14 protein-coding genes are annotated in these 19,501 nt (G+C 50.3%); 13 read left to right on the plus strand and 1 reads right to left on the minus strand.

Annotated elements, in window-relative coordinates:
• Positions 1-237: 237 nt before the first annotated feature.
• The 13 genes from BQ5453_RS03900 to BQ5453_RS03965 all read left to right on the plus strand — a co-directional run bounded on the left by BQ5453_RS03900 (position 238) and on the right by BQ5453_RS03965 (position 16,462).
• On the plus strand, positions 238-969 hold the full coding sequence (locus BQ5453_RS03900; protein WP_083361120.1) for a DUF4230 domain-containing protein: 732 nt from the start codon (positions 238-240) through the stop codon (positions 967-969).
• Positions 966-1,613 carry a DUF4230 domain-containing protein gene (locus BQ5453_RS03905; protein WP_083361121.1) on the plus strand — a complete coding sequence of 216 codons (648 nt, stop codon included), beginning with the start codon at positions 966-968 and terminating at the stop codon, positions 1,611-1,613. Before BQ5453_RS03900 ends, BQ5453_RS03905 begins: the two co-directional genes overlap by 4 nt.
• A 241-nt stretch (positions 1,614-1,854) precedes the next feature.
• A complete protein-coding gene (gene gpmI / locus BQ5453_RS03910; RefSeq protein WP_071122232.1) occupies positions 1,855-3,390 on the plus strand; it encodes a 2,3-bisphosphoglycerate-independent phosphoglycerate mutase in 1,536 nt (511 codons plus the stop codon).
• A gap of 542 nt (positions 3,391-3,932) precedes the next feature.
• On the plus strand, positions 3,933-5,330 hold the full coding sequence (locus tag BQ5453_RS03920) for an MATE family efflux transporter (protein WP_071122234.1): 1,398 nt from the start codon (positions 3,933-3,935) through the stop codon (positions 5,328-5,330).
• 10 nt (positions 5,331-5,340) lie between these two features.
• Positions 5,341-5,985 (plus strand): cytidylate kinase-like family protein, encoded by a 645-nt coding sequence (locus BQ5453_RS03925; protein ID WP_071122235.1) that lies wholly within the window; start codon positions 5,341-5,343, stop codon positions 5,983-5,985.
• Positions 5,982-6,638: a hypothetical protein gene (locus tag BQ5453_RS03930; protein WP_022102494.1), complete on the plus strand. Its 657-nt coding sequence runs from the start codon at positions 5,982-5,984 to the stop codon at positions 6,636-6,638. Before BQ5453_RS03925 ends, BQ5453_RS03930 begins: the two co-directional genes overlap by 4 nt.
• A 301-nt stretch (positions 6,639-6,939) precedes the next feature.
• Positions 6,940-7,494: a CD225/dispanin family protein gene (locus BQ5453_RS03935; RefSeq protein ID WP_071122236.1), complete on the plus strand. Its 555-nt coding sequence runs from the start codon at positions 6,940-6,942 to the stop codon at positions 7,492-7,494.
• Between the two features lie 18 nt (positions 7,495-7,512).
• Complete coding sequence (locus tag BQ5453_RS03940; protein ID WP_071122237.1) at positions 7,513-7,764, plus strand: CD225/dispanin family protein; 252 nt, start codon at positions 7,513-7,515, stop codon at positions 7,762-7,764.
• Between the two features lie 169 nt (positions 7,765-7,933).
• Positions 7,934-9,427 (plus strand): sodium:solute symporter, encoded by a 1,494-nt coding sequence (locus BQ5453_RS03945; RefSeq protein ID WP_071122238.1) that lies wholly within the window; start codon positions 7,934-7,936, stop codon positions 9,425-9,427.
• On the plus strand, positions 9,421-10,278 hold the full coding sequence (gene menA / locus BQ5453_RS03950) for a 1,4-dihydroxy-2-naphthoate octaprenyltransferase (RefSeq protein WP_071122239.1): 858 nt from the start codon (positions 9,421-9,423) through the stop codon (positions 10,276-10,278). Before BQ5453_RS03945 ends, menA begins: the two co-directional genes overlap by 7 nt.
• Positions 10,275-11,738, plus strand: coding sequence for a lipopolysaccharide biosynthesis protein (locus BQ5453_RS03955; protein ID WP_071122240.1), 1,464 nt, complete (start codon positions 10,275-10,277; stop codon positions 11,736-11,738). The genes menA and BQ5453_RS03955 overlap by 4 nt, the downstream gene beginning before the upstream one ends.
• Before the next feature lie 47 nt (positions 11,739-11,785).
• On the plus strand, positions 11,786-12,466 hold the full coding sequence (locus BQ5453_RS03960; protein WP_071122241.1) for a zinc metallopeptidase: 681 nt from the start codon (positions 11,786-11,788) through the stop codon (positions 12,464-12,466).
• A 141-nt stretch (positions 12,467-12,607) separates the two neighbouring features.
• On the plus strand, positions 12,608-16,462 hold the full coding sequence (locus BQ5453_RS03965) for a beta-N-acetylhexosaminidase (RefSeq protein ID WP_071122242.1): 3,855 nt from the start codon (positions 12,608-12,610) through the stop codon (positions 16,460-16,462).
• Positions 16,463-17,986: 1,524 nt separating this feature from the next.
• On the opposite strand, the gene BQ5453_RS03970 is transcribed toward BQ5453_RS03965, so the two are convergent.
• On the minus strand, positions 17,987-19,288 hold the full coding sequence (locus BQ5453_RS03970; protein WP_071122243.1) for an ATP-binding protein: 1,302 nt from the start codon (positions 19,286-19,288) through the stop codon (positions 17,987-17,989).
• Positions 19,289-19,501: the final 213 nt, after the last annotated feature.

Raw genomic sequence — 19,501 nt, forward strand, 5'->3', positions numbered from 1 at the left:
AAGTATAAGTGTGGGTGGAGCGCCATAGGGTGGCTCCGCCCACATCTTTTTTGTAAGTCATGCTGTAGCACCGGAAGAAATCCCCTCTCAATTCATTGCGCAAATCAATTGATATACTTACCTTTGCAATAACAGAAATCGCTTGCATACCGCCTTATCTGCAAGCAAGTCGTTTTATATATGAACCAGAGAACGAGTGTAGTTTTTAGTGTTATTTCATAGTAGAATGAGGTCAGAATGAGAATCAAACATATATTCATTTCGCAACAGCTTATACGCCATATTACCTACCGCAGCGCATTGTACGCCCTTGGTTTGGTATGCGCCTTTTGGTTGCTTGTCATGCCCATGGGGTGCCACAAGCGCGATGCACAGCCCAATGAGGTGCAAGCCCCAACGGCTGCCGACTCTGTGCGCCGGTTGGTCATGACGGTGCGCAGCAGTGCACGCTTGTATGTGACCGAAATGCAGGTGCACAAACTCGTGACCAACACCGACGAACCCGTGTTGACGGGGCAGGTGCTCGGCATGCCGGTCAATATGCCGACACGCATTGGCAAACGACGCGTGCTCATTCCGCTCGACGTGACCATAAAGGCATACATCGACCTGCAACACTTTGACGAGCGCAACGTGGAGCGCACCGACAGCACCCTGATTGTGACGCTGCCCGACCCGCAGGTGGTTATAACAGCATCGAAGATTGACAACAAGGGTATACGCCAATATGTGGACATGGCGCGCTCACGCTACACCGATGCCGAAATTACGGCTTTGGCACGGCAGGGCGAGGACAGCATTGCACGACACATGGCCCACTATGGCATAGAACGCGAGGCACAACGCAGCGCTGCCAACCAACTGTTGCCGCTATTGCAGCAAATGGGCTATAAGGAGGGGCAGGTAACAGTGCGATTTAAGAAGACATTTACTGACAACGATTTTGTACGCATGACGCGCAGACAATGAAGCAGACTGATAAACAACATAGCATCATGACATGGCGCAAGGCTATTGGCAGCCTGTTGCGCTGGTGGTGGGTGGGGGCTGCTGCCATAGTGGCAGTGGCTGTGGCCTATATATATAAAGGAGTGACCGACAATCCACCCGTCAGTTTGCGTGTGGTGCATAACACGCGCATCGATGTCACGCCCGAACAAATAATGGCCGTGCGCGACGTCGGGCAGTGGGAGTTTCTCACCATCAACACCGAGGAGGTGGTGGAGTGGGAGCACAAGCGCACTTTCGGCACCGACCGCCTGGTGCGTATCTATCAGGGCACATTGCGGCTCGGGGTGGATATGCAAAAGGCTTCGGACGGGTGGTTTGTGTCATTGCCCGACTCCACAGCTCAACTCACCTTGCCACCAGTGTCGCTGCTCGACGAGCGTTTTATTGACGAGGCCGGGACGCGCTCCTTCTACGAACGGGGCACGGTGACACCCGATGTGCTTGACCAACTTTATGCGCAAGCGCAGCAAAAAATGCGACGCCGCTGTTTGACACCACAGAATATGCAGGCAGCGGAGAGCAACGCGCGGCAGCAATTCGAACGCATTTTCCGGCAAATGGGCTTCAAGCGTGTCATCGTCAAATTTGATGGCAAGCAATGAGTGAGTCTTCAGAGTTTATGGCTGTCCTGTAAAATGTTCAAGCACCAAACGCTACCACCAAACGCTACCACTAAACGCTACCACCAAACGCTACCTCTAATGGGGGCGACGCGTCTCGCGTTAGCGGCAAATGTCATAACTTAGAACCACCCATTAAAGATTGCGCAATTTGTTTGCTCATTCGCGCCAATTACAGTAATTTTGCCTGCAAATTCAATACATAAAATACACATAAAGTATTATGGCAAAGAAAGCACTTCTTATGATTCTTGATGGTTGGGGCATTGGTAAGCACAACCATGGTGATGTTATCTACGAAACTCCCACACCGTTTATGGACCACCTCAACGCTACATACCCCCACTCACAGCTGTTGGCCTGTGGCGAAAATGTGGGTCTGCCCGAAGGCCAGATGGGAAACTCAGAGGTGGGTCACCTCAATATCGGTGCCGGCCGCATCGTTTACCAGGATTTGGTAAAGATTAACCGTGCCTGTGCTGATGGTTCAATCATGCAGAACCCCGAGATTGTGTCGGCTTACGAATATGCCAAGAAGAATGGCAAGGGCTTGCACCTCATGGGCTTGACCTCAACCGGCGGTGTGCACTCATCACTCAACCACCTGTTCAAACTTATTGGCATTGCCAAGGAATATGGCGTGGCAGAGAATACTTACGTTCACTGCTTTATGGACGGTCGTGACACCGACCCGAAGAGCGGCAAGGGCTTTATCAAGGAACTTCAAGGCGTATGCGATGAAAATGGTGCACACATTGCCAGCATCATCGGCCGTTTCTATGCCATGGATCGTGACAAGCGCTGGAACCGTGTAAAGATTGCTTACGACCAGTTGGTTGAAGGCAAGGGACGCAAGGTGACCGACATGGTTGAAGGTGTGCAGAGCTGCTACGACTCAGACTCTGAGGAGCACAAGAACACTGACGAGTTTATGGAACCGCTCGTTAACGCCAATGTGGACGGCCGCATCAAAGAGGGCGATGTGGTAATCTTCTTCAACTATCGTAACGACCGTGCCAAGGAACTTACGGTGGTTCTCACACAGCAGGATATGCCTGAGGAGGGTATGCACACCATTCCCGGTCTGCAGTACTATTGCATGACTCCCTACGATGCCTCATTCAAAGGCGTGCACATTCTCTTCCCCAAAGAGAACGTACATAACACGCTGGGCGAATACATCTCAAAGCAGGGCTTGAAGCAGTTGCACACAGCTGAGACTGAGAAGTATGCACACGTAACATTCTTCTTCAATGGTGGTCGCGAAACACCCTATGAGGGTGAGGACCGCATCCTGGTGGCTTCGCCCAAGGTGGCTACTTACGACCTCAAGCCCGAGATGTCGGCCTTTGAGGTGAAGGACAAGCTGGTTGCCGCTATCAAGGAGAACAAGTACGACTTCATAGTAGTGAACTTTGCCAATGGCGACATGGTAGGCCACACCGGTGTGTACGAAGCTATCGAAAAGGCTGTAAAGGCCGTTGACAGCTGCGTGAAGGACGTGGTGACTGCCGCTAACGAAATTGGCTACGAAACTATCATCATTGCCGACCATGGTAATGCCGACAATGCAGAGAATGCTGATGGTACACCTAACACTGCCCACTCACTCAACCCCGTGCCTTTCATCTATGTAACAGAGAACAAGCAAGCTAAGGTGAAAGACGGCGTGTTGGCCGACGTGGCTCCGTCAATTCTGCATATCATGGGTCTGAAGCAGCCTGCCGAAATGACTGGCAAGGACTTGATTGAGGACTAATAACCTGAGCATAAAGCACTTTGTGGGTGTGTAAGCCCACATCAACAGGCGAGGCATTCACTCTCGACAAACCATATTATTAACTGAGTTATCAACAGGTAATATGGCATTTGCCGGGCGTGGGTGCCTCGCTTTTTGGTGGGGCTTATGTGGGTGGCAAGGCGTTTGTAAAGGCCCGTAATGCCCCGTAATGCAGCCATGTTTTTATTTTTTTATTACACCAAACACGTAATGCAATCACAGATATGTTTAACTTTGCATAATATCTATCTCAAGTTTCGCATTAAACTTGAACGGGCTGAAGGCCCAATGAATTTCATAGCCCAAGGCAGCACCTTGGGTTATCAGCAAGAGGAAAAGTGACGCCCTGTAAGGGCAAAAGTATGATGAAGTGTTTCTACTTCTGCCCTTACAGGGCGTCACAACCTTGCTCAATTTCACCCAGGGCGTTGCCCTGGGCTAAGTAAATACTTGGGCCTTCAGCCCGCCCATGCCAAATCCGAAACTTCAATAAAATAATATAGAGCACCATCTTAGCATATATGGAACACTCCAAAACAAATCAATTCAATGTGTTGGCAGAAAAGCCGGTAGGTTCGCTGCTCATGCAATACGCCATACCAGCTATTGTGGCCATGGCCGCATCGTCGGTGTATAACATCATCGACGGCATTTTTATTGGTCAGGGCGTGGGGGCAGAGGCTATCATGGGACTGGCCCTTACCGGTCCGCTCATGTCGCTCACTGCTGCTTTTGGCGCCATGGTGGGCGTGGGTGCTGCCACATTGATGAGTGTGAAACTCGGACAAAAGGATTATGGCACAGCACAAAAGATATTGGGCAATGTGGTCATTATGAACCTCACCCTCGGCATTGTGCTCGGTTTGCTGCTGCTCGTGTTCATCAACCCCATTCTACGTTTTTTCGGTGCCAGCGATGTCACGCTGCCATACGCTCGCAACTTTATGTCAATCATACTCGTGGGCAACGTGGTTACACACATGTACCTTGGCCTTAATGCTTTGCTGCGTTCAACCAACCGGCCGCAAAAGGCCATGTGTGCCACCATTGGCACCGTTGTGCTCAACTGCATTCTGGCCCCGATATTCATATTTGTGCTGGGGTGGGGCATACGTGGCGCAGCCACTGCCACTATTATGGCACAGATGATTATGTTGACGTGGCAGTTGCGGTTGTTCTCAAACAAGGACGAACTGATTCACTTGAACCGCAGCATAATCAAGCTCGATGTAAAGATAGTGAAGGAATCGCTCCTTGTGGGACTTCCCCAGTTCCTGATCAACCTATGTGCCTGCCTTGTGGCCGCCATGATGACACGCAGCCTGACCACTTATGGCGGCGATATGGCCGTAGGTGCTTTTGGCATCTGCAACCGGTTCATACTCTTTATCGTGATGGTGGTAATAGGCCTCAACCAGGGCATGCAGCCAATAGCCGGTTACAACTTTGGCGCACGCCGCTATGACCGTGTGCTCGGTGTGCTGGGCAAGGCCCTCATATTTGGGTCAGTCATTACGCTGATGGGCTTTGTCATTGGCGTGTTCTTCCCCACACCATTTGTCAGCGTCTTTGCCAAAGACTCTCCCCAGCTCATCAAGCTGTCGGCCCATGCACTGAGTTGCATGGTTATGATGTTCCCCATAGTGGGCATTCAGATTGTGTCGACCGCCTTCTTTCAAAGCATTGGTTATGCGCCTAAGAGCATCTTTCTGTCGCTCACGCGCCAACTCATATTCCTTGTACCTGCCATATTTATCCTGCCCCACTTGTATGCCGACCCGCTCGAGGGCCTGTGGCACGCTGCTCCTGTGGCTGATGGTCTGGCCTCAGTGTTGGCCATCACATTGTTGGTGCTGCAGGTAAAGAAGTTCAAAAAGCAGATGCAAGCTCCTGTCGAAAATATGCACACACCATTATAATACTACGACCATGACACAAACAGCAAATAACCCCGAACCATTCATCATCAACATAGGCCGCTCGCTTGGCAGTGGCGGCCGCGCTATCGGCCACATCTTGGCCAAGGATTTTGACATAGCCTATTACGACCGCGAGATACTCAACCTTGCGGCAAAGGAAAGCGGTTTCTGCGCCGAAGTGTTTGAACGCAACGACGAAAAAAATCGCTTCCTGCGCACCTTAGGCAACATCATACCCTTTATAGGCGGTGGGGCCACCTATTATGACAATGAATTGTCAAACGAGAACCTCTTCCGCATACAAAGCGAGGCCATACGCAAGGCTGCGGCCGACCATTCGTGCATCTTCATAGGACGCTGTGCCGACTATGTGTTGCGCGACAATCCGCGTTGCGTCAATGTGTTTATTACTGCCAACATGGAAGACCGCATTGCCAGTGTGGTGAAATGGAATAATTGCACGGCCGAAAAGGCACAAGAGATTATTGAAAAGGGTGACAGCGAACGTGCCAGCTTCTACAACTTTTACAGTTCCGGCACATGGGGCGCTGCCAGCACCTATCACCTGTGCATCAATTCATCGGTGCTGGGTATTGAAGAGACGGCAGTCCTCATCAAGAACTTCGTTATCCAAAAACTGAAATTGCCACAATGAAACAACAATTTGTCATACTATTACTTGCCCTGTTGTCGGCCCTGCCAGCTTCGGCACAACAGGCCCTTGTGATGAAGCGTAGCCAAACGCCTTTGCTTTATCCAGAATTTCGCGAGGCCAAGATACTTCAACCCTTCGGCCGTTTTGTCACAGCCAAGGCCAACATTTTTCTGAAGGACGGCTCCTTGGTCTATCTTGACGACAAAACGGGCAAGGTGATGCGCGCTTATGTCAGCAACATCATTGGGGTCAACTTTGGCGACAGTGTGCGCTATCTCAAGGTCGACTCCGTCATGGCACGTGTGGTGGCCGAAAAGAACTACAACTATCTGTTGTGCAACACCCACGTAAACATGTCGCTTTATCGTGAAGAGACTGATGGCACACGCGGCATGGACTTTTTCGATATGCCCGACAGCGGGGTTTTTCTCAATCTCGACTCGCAAAAGCGTAACGACGACAACGGCATACCTTTGACCGACACTTATTACTTCAGCATCAAGGGCACCATAATCAAGGCCAATGAGTCTGAGTTCAAAAAGTTTGTGAGCAAAGACCAGATGCAAGCCTTCAAGGTGCTCAAGGAAAACCGTTTTTGGAGTTGGAAAGACGCAGAATCTCTTAAAATGCTGCTCGACTTCCTGCCGCAGTAATCTACCTCAAAATAAAGTGTGACTGTGTGGCGTGACATAAATTCAGCGGCTTGGACATGCCGCATGGTCGCACCTGCTTATTAAACACCAAGTTAACCATAAAGGGTGGTTCTAAAAATTCTGTTTTAGAGTTCTGCTATTCTGAAATGTGATTTGCACACTCTCGAAAGTGCCTTTTTGAAAGTTAGTTCGGTCACATAGCCCGCTATGCTCCCTCACAAACTTTCAAAAATACACTTCCGATAGCGCACAAATCCCTATTTCAAAATTATTAGAACCACCCTAATCCAATTACATCGCAATGAACGACTACTTCTACATCGATGCTTCAGGCCAGCAAAAAGGCCCCATACCCCCCTCACAATTCTCAATGTTCAACGTCAGTGCCGACACCCTTGTATGGTGCAAAGGCATGGCCGACTGGCAGCGTGCAGGTGCCGTTGACGAGTTGAGGGCATATTTAGACAACGACGCCAATGGCGCCACCCCGCCGCCCACTCCCGGCACTGCTGGTACTGCCGGCACAGCCAGTGGCGCACCCTACGACAATGTGCACCACAGCATGGGCAGCGGCACCCCCAACCAGTCAATGCCTTGCCCGCCAAGCAATTTGGTGTGGGCCATCGTGTCAACCATATTGTGCTGCCTGCCTACCGGTATTGTAGCCATAGTATATGCTTGTAAGGTCGACAACCTCTACCTCATGGGCGACTATCAAGGAGCTGTCGAAGCCTCCAACAAAGCACGTAACTGGGCGATTGGCGGATTGATAGCCAGCATTGTGTTCTACTTTGTCTACATTCTGGTTCTTTTCAGTGTCGGTTTCGGCTCCATTGCAAGTATGTCTAATTTATAAATAAAGCCTTTTTGACCTATGAATCGAAACGCACTCCCCCCATGTCCTAAAAACCACATGGCCATGGCCGTCATTTCAACCATATTCTGCTGTCTGCCATTTGGCATTGTGGCCATTATCAAAGCTGCACAAGTCAATTCGTTTTACATGAACGGCTTTTACGAACGGGCGCAAATTTCGGCCAACGATGCTCAAAAGTGGATTATCATATCAGTCATTACAGGCCTGCTGTCGTGGGGCTGTTGGTGCGGACTGAATTTTATAAACTAAATGTCGAACACCTTTGACAGAATAGGTTGACAAGTTAACGGGTAAGTTTGTTGTATGCTATTGATTGATTAGTCAGAATGGTAAGAAACTTTAGAAGTTTGGCAAACTTACCCGTTAACCCGTCAACCCGTCAACCAAGTATTCACACCATTCCGAACACCAAATCAAGATGTATTCAGCACTATTCATGTTAGCCACATTGGTGGCATACTTCATACTGCTGTTGCTCGTTTCGCACCATGCCACGCGGCATGGTGCGAAAGGCAATGACGCCTTTTTCCGTGCAGGCCGCCAATCTCCCTGGTGGATGGTGGCCTTTGGCATGATAGGTGCCAGCATATCGGGAGTCACGTTCATTTCGGTGCCAGGTTGGGCAGCCTCAACGGGCATGACCTACTTGCAGATGTGCCTCGGTTTCATTGTGGGGTATGTGGTAGTGGCCTTTGTGCTGTTGCCACTCTACTACAGGCTGCGCCTCACCAGCATCTACGCCTATCTTGGCACACGTTTTGGCACTTCGGCCCACCGCACGGGGGCCTTGTTCTTTGTGCTGAGCAAACTCACCGGAGCCGCCGCCCGCCTATATTTGGTGTGCATGGTGTTGTGCCAATTCGTGGTACAGCCACTTGCCGGTGACGGTTTGCTCCCATTCATGGTCACCACATTGGCTGTGCTCACTCTGATATGGCTCTACACCCGCCGCAGCGGACTGCAGACCGTAGTGCGCACCGATGCCCTGCAAACCGCTTGTTTGTTGTTGGCTGCTGTGGGCATTATTATAGCCGCCGCCATACAGATGAACCTCAATTTCGAAGGCGTTATCCACACCATAACCCACAGCGCCATGTGCCGTGTGTGGGAGTGGGACGCAGCCAGTCCGCAAGCCTTTTGGCGCCAGTTCTTGAGCGGCGTGTTTATCGTCATTGTCATGACAGGACTCGACCAGGACATGATGCAGAAAAACCTCACCTGCCGCAATCTGCGCGAGGCGCAAAAGGACATGTGCACCTACGGCATGGCCTTCTTGCCAGTCAATGCCCTGTTCCTTGGTCTCGGCATACTGCTCTACACCTTGTGTGCCCAACAGAACCTCACCCCTCCAGCCGCAGGCGACAGCCTGTTGCCCTGGCTCATCAGCAGTGGTGTGTTGGGGCAGTGGGTCATTGTGCCCTTTACCATCGGCATCGTAGCCGCCGCCTTTTCGAGTGCCGATTCGGCCATGACAGCGCTCACCACCACTATCTGCATCGACCTTTTAGGCATGAGCGAGGCCCGCGAGCAACAACGTGCCGCATTACACACCCGTCATATCGTACATCTGTGCGTAGTGGCCGCCTTTGCGCTGTGCATCATCTTGTTCAAGGTGGTGGGCAATAGCAATGTGCTCAATGCCATCTATGTAATGGCCTCATACACCTACGGCCCGTTGTTGGGCCTTTACACCTTTGGTTTGTTTACCCGCCGCAACACCAATTTGCGCTGTGTGCCAATTATCTGTGTGGCAGCTCCCACAATTTGTGGGCTGCTCGACCACTTTGCGCCAATATGGTGGAACTACACCTTTGGCTACGAACTGCTTGTGCTGAATGGCCTAATAACCTTTGTCGGATTATGGGTGTGCAAGGCAGACTCTGAAACAAAAAAGACTTTACAACCATGCTAAAATATTGGATACTCGCTGCGCGGCCCAAAACGCTTACGGCCGCTCTCATTCCCGTGCTCACCGCCACGGCATTAGCCTACAGCGAAGGGCATGGCCGCTGGCAGCCCGCGCTGTTGTGCTGCCTGTTTGCGGCCATTATGCAGATAGCGGCCAACTTCATCAACGACCTGTTCGACTATCGCAAAGGCACCGACCGCGAAGACCGTCTTGGCCCCGAGCGCGCTTGTGCCCAAGGGTGGATAACCCCGCGGGCCATGACACGTGGCATAGTCATCACACTCATATTGGCTTGTGCCGTGGGGTGCGGCCTGTTACCCTTTGGCGGGTGGCCCCTGGTAGGCATTGGCGCAGCCTGCGTGTTGTTTGCTTTTCTCTACACCACACTGCTTTCATACATGGGGTGCGGCGACATATTGGTATGGGTGTTTTTCGGCATCGTACCAGTGTGCGGCACCTACTATGTGCAGGCACAAATGCTCACCCCCAGCGTGTGGTGGCTTGCTGCGGCAAGCGGGTTGGTAATCGACACCTTGCTGGTGCTCAACAACTATCGTGACCGCAAACAAGATGCGCTGAGCGGCAAGCGCACCCTCATCGTGGCATTAGGCGAGCAATTCGGCTCCATGTTCTATTTGTTACAAGGCGTGGCCGGCTGCGTCTGCGTGGCCATGCTGGCATTTTACGACCACACGCTTTGCGCCATCTTGCCCCTGTTGTATCTCGTGCCGCATAGCCTTACCTGGCGCGAAATGGTGCGCATCAACCAGGGCCGCACGCTCAACCGCATATTGGGCAAGACATCGCGCAACATGCTCATCTTTGCCGTACTCACTGTTTTAGCACTTCTATGACCGAAAAAACATTAAAGGAAAAAACCGCCAATGGCCTGTTCTGGGGCGGCATAAGCAACGGGGCACAACAGGCGCTGAACCTCGTGTTTGGCATATTCTTGGCCCGTTTGCTCTCCCCCGCCGACTATGGCATGGTGGGCATGCTCACCATATTTTCGCTCATTGCCACCACACTGCAGGAGAGCGGCTTCATATCAGGACTCAACCGCAAGCAGCACATCACCGATGCCGACTACAATGCCGTGTTTTGGTTCAACGTGCTTTGTAGCGTAACGGTCTACATCGTACTCTTTTGCTGCGCGCCACTCATAGCTGCGTGGTTTCGCCAGCCCGTGCTTGTGCCGTTAGCCCGTTTGTCGTTTTTGAGTTTCGTCATCTCCGCCCTCAACACTGCGCCACGCGCTTGGCTCTTTCGCAATATGCGGGTGCGCGAAACCGCCCTGCTCACCATGCTATCCCTTGTCCTTTCGGGCATAACCGGCATTTGCCTGGCATGGAATGGGTTTGCCTATTGGGGTATAGCCATACAGAATCTCATGTATTGCATAACCATGACCGTCGGCAGCTGGTGGTTTGCGGGTTGGCACCCCACCTGGCACATCAATCTGCGTCCGCTGCGAGGCATGATAGGTTTCAGTTCAAAACTGTTGGCTACAAACATCTTCACCCACATCAACAACAACATCTTCAGCATATTTTTTGGCCGCCTTTATGGCGAAAAGACGGTGGGCTACTACAATCAGGCCAACAAGTGGACAGGCATGGGCTACAACATGCTCACCGGCATGGTGTGGAGTGTGACACAGCCCCTTTTTGCACGTCTTGAGAGCGACGACAATGGCCGCATGTGTCAGATATTTCGCAAAATGTTGCGTTTCACTGCCTTCCTGTCCTGCCCGGCGTTGTTCGGGCTGGCGCTCATAGCGCCCGAGTTCATCACCATTGCCATTACCGACAAGTGGCTCACCAGTGCGCGGCTCATGCAGCTGCTCAGCATAGGGGGCGCTTTCGTGCCGGTAGCCTCATTCTACGCCAATTTTATTATCAGCCGTGGCAAGAGCAATATCTTTATGTGGAACACCATAGCCCTGTGTTTGGCACAGATGTTGCTGCTCGTAGTCTTGTACCCCTATGGCGTGGAGGCAATGGTAGTGGCCTACATCACGCTCAACACATTGTGGCTGTTTGTGTGGCACTGGTTCGTACGCCGCCTCATCGGTCTGCGTTTGAGGTATGCCCTGCGCGACGTGTTGCCCTTCGCCGCATTGGCCGCCTTGGCCATGGCTGCGGGGTGGGCCGTGTCGCAGTTGGCCAATGGCAACATCTACATCTCGCTATTGCTCAAAGTTGTCACAGCCGTAGTGGTGTATGCAGGCTCATTGCGTTTGCTCGGTGCGCAGATATTCGCCGAGTGTACGGCATTCATCAAAAGCAAGTTAGGCCATAAGGCCACCCCTTAACCCCTTAACACCCCGTAATTTACAAACCTTGCATAAATATCTTCAGTATGTATTTAATCCTATTTATTGGCATCGCCATACTCAGTTATGTGGTGCAAAGCAATCTTAACAGCAAATTCAAGAAATACTCTAAAATACCCATAGCGTCGGGCTTGAGCGGTCGCGAAGTGGCCGAAAAAATGCTGCGCGACAATGGCATCAATAATGTCACGGTAACCTGCACCCAAGGTTACCTCACCGACCACTACAACCCCGCCAATGGCACTGTCAACCTGTCCGAGGCTGTGTACAACAGCCGTTCTGTTGCCGCAGCCGCGGTAGCAGCCCACGAGTGCGGTCATGCCGTGCAGCACGCTGTGGCATACGCGCCGCTCACCCTGCGTTCGGCCCTGGTGCCCGTGGTATCGTTTGCCTCCAATTGGGTGCAATGGGTGCTGCTTGCCGGCATCATATTGATACATTCCATGCCGGGCATACTGTTGGCCGGTGTTGTGTTGTTTGCCCTCACCACATTGTTCAGCTTCATCACCCTCCCCGTCGAGATTGACGCCTCGCGCCGTGCCACCGCCTGGCTGCTCAGAGCCGGCATCACCTCGGCATCTGAGCAACCCATGGCCGTATCGGCCTTAAAGTCTGCCGCCTACACCTATGTGGTGGCAGCACTCAGCTCTTTGGCCACTTTGGCATACTACGTCATGATATTGGTGGGCGGCCGTTCAAGAGATTAAAGAGTCTTAGTTGACAGGTTACCCCGTCAACTAATTAACTTATCAGATAATGATTAAGCCCTGGCTTTCCTTGCGAAAGTCGGGGCTTTTTCATACCTTTGTCTCAAATACCTAATACTAATCAACAATCAAGCTAAGAACATGAAGCACAAGCTACTATCGTTTTTGCTGCTGCTGTCTTTGTTGCCAGGGGCAACATGGGCACAGACATTCGTAAACCTCACCCCGCGTCCAGCCTCCATGACAGTTGGTACGGGCTCCTTGGCCTTGCCCTCACAGTTCACTGTGAGCTATACTGGGCTTGACGAGGATGGCGTGAATGAGGTAAACCAATTTGCCAAGTCATACACCGACGTGACTGGCGCCGCAGTCAGTGTGGCTGCCGACGATGCCAGCGCCCTCTTCCAGGTGTCGCTGCTCCCCGCCTCGTCTTCACTGAAGACGGACGGCTACAAACTCGACATTACCGACAGCAAGGTCACCATTCAGGCCAAGAGCGCCTTAGGCCTTTTCTATGCCTTCCAGAGTGTGAAAAAGATGTTGCCCGCCAATGTCATGGCTGGGGTAAAGGACGCCACTGTCACTTCGTACCCCTTGCCCGTGGTGAGCATCACCGACCAGCCGCGCTTTGACTACCGTGGCTTTATGCTCGATGTGTCACGCCACTTCTTCACCGCCAACGAGGTAAAGCGCATTATCGACCTCATGGCCGCTTACAAGATGAACACCTTCCATTGGCACTTGACCGACGACCAAGGCTGGCGTGTACCCATCAAAAAGTATCCCAAACTCACTACCATCGGTGCTACAGCGCCCAACAGACGCTATACCGATATGTACGAACTGACACAGTACTGGATAAATAAGCCCTACGGCCCTTACTCTTACACCGAAGAGGAAATAAAGGACGTGGTAGCTTATGCCAAGGCTCGTCACATCGACATCGTGCCCGAAATTGACATGCCCGGCCACTTCTCAGCAGCCATGACGGCCTATCCCGAATTTAGCTGCACACCCGACGGCGCCCACAACGTGTGGGACGATGGCGGCATCTCTAACGACATCTTGAATGTGGCCAACCCCAAAGCCGTACAATTTGCCAAGGATATTTTAGAGGAACTCATGGAACTCTTCCCCGGCAAATACATTCACATTGGTGGCGATGAATGCCCCACTTATGCTTGGGAGAAAAATGCCGAATGCCAAGCATTGTACAAGGAACTCAAACTGACCAGCTACCGTCAGTTGCAGAGCCACTTCATTCAGCAACTCGACGAATTTGTCAAGTCTAAAGGCCGCCATTTGGCCATTTGGAACGAAGGCATCACTGCAGCAGGCGCCGACACCGACATCATGAAGTCTACTGGTGCGGTAGTATACTGTTGGACAAACCCTGAAGCCGCTGTTAATCAGGCTAAGAAACTTGGCATGCCAAGCATCTACACCCCCTGGGGACCCTACTACATCAACCGCCGCCAGGGCAATGGTCCCACCGACCCTCCTGGTGCAGGCTCTGGTTCCGACAATGTACAAGCTACTTACAACCAAACTATCCCCAGCGCCACCACATACGGTGTGCAGGGCACTTTCTGGTGCGAACACGTGTCTGACACCGACTATTTGGAATGGCTCGCTTTGCCGCGTCTCATAGCTGTGGCCGAGCGTGGCTGGACACCCGAATCGGGCAAGAATTTCAGCGACTTCCAAAAGCGTATGTCGGCCGATACCGTCATGCTTAACTATGGCAACTACAAATATTGCAAGTACTTCATGCTTGACAACGGCCACGGAGGCGAAACCACAATGGTAATGCCTCATGCCAACACCGCCGACAAGAAATACTACTACCGCATCATTTCGGGTGGTACAGACAACACACGTGCAGGCCGCTGCATCGAACTCCTGGCCGACGGCTCGTCACTCATCTCTGCCAACAGTGGCAAGGGTGCAAAGGCCGGCGTACTTTGGACAAGTCCTCAGGCTGCCGAAGGTGATGCCAACTACAACTACCAGTGGTGGAGCATCGAGGAAGACCCTGCCAACCCGGGCAAATATGCGCTCGTATGTATGGCACAGCCCGATGGTTCAGTCAAGCCCGATCCGAGTGCGGTAAGCACAAGTGGTCGCTGGAGCTACGACAACTCTGCCAAGCACTACAACTTTGTACTCGGTAGCGGCTCATACGGCAAGAAGGGCGACAACTATTACTACACCATAGCAAGCGACAAGGTAAACGGACAGTACCTCAATTCGTCAATGGGCGGTCAGGGACTTGCTGTCAATCTTTATAGCAATCCTAACGACGGCAATGGCGGTTGCTGGGAGTTCTCACCCAAGGAGGATTACGGCGGCGGTTCAAGCACCAAGCCTGTCACCTTCGACTACCTTGAAGAGGGCAAGACCTACATGCTGACAAATGCTGTCGAAGGCTTTGAAGGCATCACACTGAGCGATGACAACAGTGGCAACAGCCTTAAGGCTAACAACAATGCCTTTGCCAATAACGCATGGACGGTTGAGGCTTCAACCATCAATGCCGACGGCTCACAAACTGTCAAGGTAAAGAACGTTGCCACAGGCCGCTACATCAACTCGCTCGGTGCGTATGCCGACCGTGTGGGCTGTCCCGTCAATATGGGCAACGCCACTGCCGATGCCAACGTCACCATCAGTTATGTAAAGAACTATAATGATTTGCGCATCAAGGTGGGAGGCAAGAGCCTCTTTGCTGTGCCATCGGGCGTAGCCAATGCAGGTGCCACCACTGGTGCCGGTGTGTCATACGATGCCGCCCGCAACCAAGGCGCTGAATGGACTGCCACCGAAGTGAAAGTTGTTACCCTCAACTGTCAGGACGACAAGGGTGTGCACCTTGGCACATTCAAGCGCAGCGTACCCGTCAGCGTAACCGAAATCACTGGCGACCTTTGCCCCACATTTAAGAACACTGCAGTTGAGCATATCGAAGCTGATGGCGACAACAACTATAACGTAACTTACAAGCGTTCGGCATACACGCTCAACATTGTTTGTGCCGACAAGGCCGGTGTACTCATCAGCAAGGACGAGGTAACTGTGCCCGTGGGCGAAAGCTACACCATGAAGGTGCCCGAAGTAAAGTATTGCACATTGCTCAACAGCGATGTGGCCGACGGCACACAAATCACTCCCGATGCCGACCGCACCATCAATGTGACTTACGAAATCAATGCCATTGTAGGTGTAAAGGCTGAGGGCGAACCTGTGAAAGAGTTGAAGAGCAACAACAAATATTTGTTCTACGATGCCACCACTGCTGCTGGTCGTGCCGGCTATCGTGCCATCAGAGACAATAATGTCATCAACCGTTACCTCTCTGCCGAAGGCATGCTTCCTACTGGCGTGTGGACACTCCAGGGCAGCGGCAACAAGTTCAAGGTGTTGAACGAGTATACAGGCTTGTATGTGCCGCAACTCAAAAATTCAGCAGCTACAACGGCTACAAGGGTTGGTGGCGACACATTCACCTTTGCTACCAATGCCGACGATACTTGGAACATCAAGAGCACCAGTGGACAGTATTGGGACGGTTTGGCAAGCGGTGACCTCGTAGGCTGGAACGGCGGCACAGGCCACCCCATACGTATTTCAACATTCTACGCTCAGCCCATGTTCACCGTCAACATCGTTTGCCGCGATGCTGATGACGATAAGGTTATTTTGAAGCAGAGCAGCGACTTGGTTGTAGCTGGCACTGCTTACCCCATCGTTATCCCCACCATCGAGGGTTACACCATGCAGAGTGTAACGGGCAACGAAACCTATGGTGGCACGGTTGAGGACTTTGTCAACATCGTTGTGACTTATAAAAATAACGCAACTGTTGGCATCAACAATGTCAGCACAGACAAAGCCTCTGCAGCCGTTCGCATTTACGACCTTCAGGGCCGCCGCGTGCAGCGTGTGCAGCAGCCGGGTCTCTACATCGTTAATGGCAAGAAGACTTTGGTTAAGTAACACCTTGCACACTTTCTCACGCTCTAAATAATAAGAGCGTGCACTAATTAAGAATGCCTTTCAACGTTAGCACCGCACAAACGGGTGTAAATGTTGAAAGGCATTTTTCGTTTATTGCTGTTCGGTGAAACCATTCTGATATTATGCTCACGGATCACACCGATTGCACGGATTTTTTTCGCTTGTACAACGTGCTTTAGCACCACGGAGATGACGGAGATGACGGATTTTGTGAGCATTGCATGCTCACTTCGCTATTGGCCCGTAACGTACCCGTGGCGAAATACGTTAGCACAGATTATGTAGTAAAGTACCTATCCGCTGCAACGAGCTAATAGCGAAGTGAGCATGCAATGCTCACAAAATCCGTAAAATCCGTCATCTCCGTGGTGCTAAAGCACGTTGTACAAGCGAAAAAAATCCGTGCAATCGGTGTGCTCCGTGAGCGATAATATCAGAATGGTTTTACCGGACAGTTCCCTTTGCCAGAATGGCAAACAAGTTGAGATAATAACAAAGATGATATTTTGAACTTTGTTATATAGAAGCAATAACTTGGAATAAAACTGGCGTCAACGCAAGTAACATTTTTGCTAACATTAATAATAGCAAATCTCTACCACAAAGTGTTTAGGAAGAACTATCTTGCATCTTACATAAACTCTATATAACAAACTGAAAATCAAATGATTACGCAGTGTAGGATACCTCGTGCAACATCTTACACTCCGCCAGTAAAGTTACACACTTCATGCAGGTCGGGTATACCTTGTTGTCTGCACTGTATGATGGTACATACACTTGTGTTTGTCTGTATAGGGAGAGCCGATTTTTAGTCGGATAGACAGAAAATCCTACCTCACATTGCCCGAAAATGTCTCCCCCGTTACCACACAACGTGCCTGGCACCACAGAATATGACATGTGTAAGATACTAAGGTGTGCAAGAAGGTGTGTAAGATGCTTCTAAGTATATCCTACACTGTTGAACGCTTTGAAAATCAGTTGTTTATGGTCGTTTTGTGTAAGATGTATGAAATGTGCGTGATAAAAAGATGTAGTGTAATATTGTCCGGCAAAACGCAAACATTCGAACGGACTCAAGCACCAAGCGCTACGGGACGACGCGTCTCGCGGGAATTAAGGCAGAAGCTCACAGACAGACGTGTAATTGGTACTGTTTGCGAGTCTATATTTAGTGTATGAACATTGCATTTTTCCCGCGGGACGCGTCGTCCCCATTAGTGCTTGCGTTCTTTGCAGCGTTTTGTTGGGTGTTTTTGTGGCATTTCGTTGGGTGTTTTTGTGGTATTTTGTTGGGTGTTTTTGCGGTGGTGCATAACAATTCGGCTTAGAATTGTTTGAGCTTTATGCGAATTGCATAATGAAAGCGTTTGAGTTCGTTTGCCTTTGTTGAACTTATTTTTTACTCAAGTTTCGGATTTGGCAAGGGCTTTCCCACTTGTTAAATCCGAAATTTCAGTTATATTATAGGGGGTGTTTTACAAAATAGTGTATTGCATGTTAGTCCTTCAAGCAAGCGAGGGGTATGATCTTGACACCATCAGGACGGGTGTAGGCCATTTCTCCTCCAGTTATAACCATAAGCAGATCCGGTTCACGCAGTTTAATTTGTTTTTCAGTCGTATTGTGCTCTTGCACAAGTCTTTTTATTTCCTTTAGGTGTTCTGCTCCTTCTTCAATCTCTCGACTGCCCAGTTTGAATTCGATTAGAGCATATCGTCCATCCTCAAGATGAAGAACTGCGTCAGCTTCCAAATCGTATCTGTCATGATAATATGAAATGGTCCCACCAAGGGATAATGAATAAGCTTTTAGATCGCGGATTGCCATACATTCGAACAAGAAACCGAATGTTTTCAAATCAGTATAGAGAGCTTCAGGTGACAGGCCTAAAGCTGCAACAGCAATAGAGGGGTCAACAAACTCACGTTTCAAACCTCGTCGTATGGCAGATGCAGAACGGATAGCAGGGCTCCACGCTTCTATGTCTTGAATAACAAACAAACGTTCAAGAGCATCAATATATGTGTCGAATGAAGTCTGGCTAACACCATCTAAATGCTCGTTTGTATCTTTGTATACTACGTTCTTTTTGGCTAATGTTGAGATGTTGCGAGCATAACTTTTAAGTATTGTGCTTGCAACTTTTTCATTCCTCTTTATTCCATCTATTGTCGAAACATCAATACTGCATACTGTTTTTACATAGTTCTTGGCAATTTGCAGTTTTGCTTTGTCAAACTTTGCATGCAACGATGCAGGCCAACCACCGCGGCAAGCTGCAAATATCAGTTCTTCAATAGACATTTCAGACGTTATACCATCGATGTCTAAATCCTTGTTGTTAAACAATTCTTTTAGCGAGATTCTGCCGTTAGATTCCAAAGATTCATGCAGGCTCATAGTAAGCATTTGCATCTTTGCAATTCGTCCACTGCCAGAATGTTTGATAAATTCTTTTTTCTTATGGGGATCAATCGAGTTAGAACCTGTCATAATGAATTGTCCAAATTCATTACGTTTATCAACCATAGCTCGCACCGAATCCCATAGAACGGGAGCTTCCTGCCATTCATCTATAAGACGTGGCGTGTCGCCTGCCAGAAGAAGTGAAGGTTTTATTCTGATGGTGGTTTGGTATCTGTCGCGCATGTCAGGATCCTGCAGACTGATAGTGCTATTTGCATGTTGCTCTGCAGTTGTTGTCTTGCCACACCATTTTGGACCTTCTATGAGCACGGCTCCAGAGGAAGCCAGTAGCAAACTCAAATGCTCGTCAGCAGTTCTTTTAAGGTATTCCATGTCGTTTGTTGTATGATTTGTTGCAAAGATACAGATTCTTTGCCAATTCTGTATTTTGTTTGGTGTTTTTGTGGCGTTTTGTTGGGTGCTTTTGTGGTATTTCGTTGGGTATTTTTGTGGTATTTTGTTGGGCGTTTTTGTGGCGTTTTATTGGGCGTTTTTGCGGTGGTGCGTAACAATTCGGCTTAGAATTCTAAAAACAGAATTTTTAGA

This window comes from Prevotellamassilia timonensis (assembly GCF_900106785.1).
Taxonomy (GTDB): domain Bacteria; phylum Bacteroidota; class Bacteroidia; order Bacteroidales; family Bacteroidaceae; genus Alloprevotella; species Alloprevotella timonensis.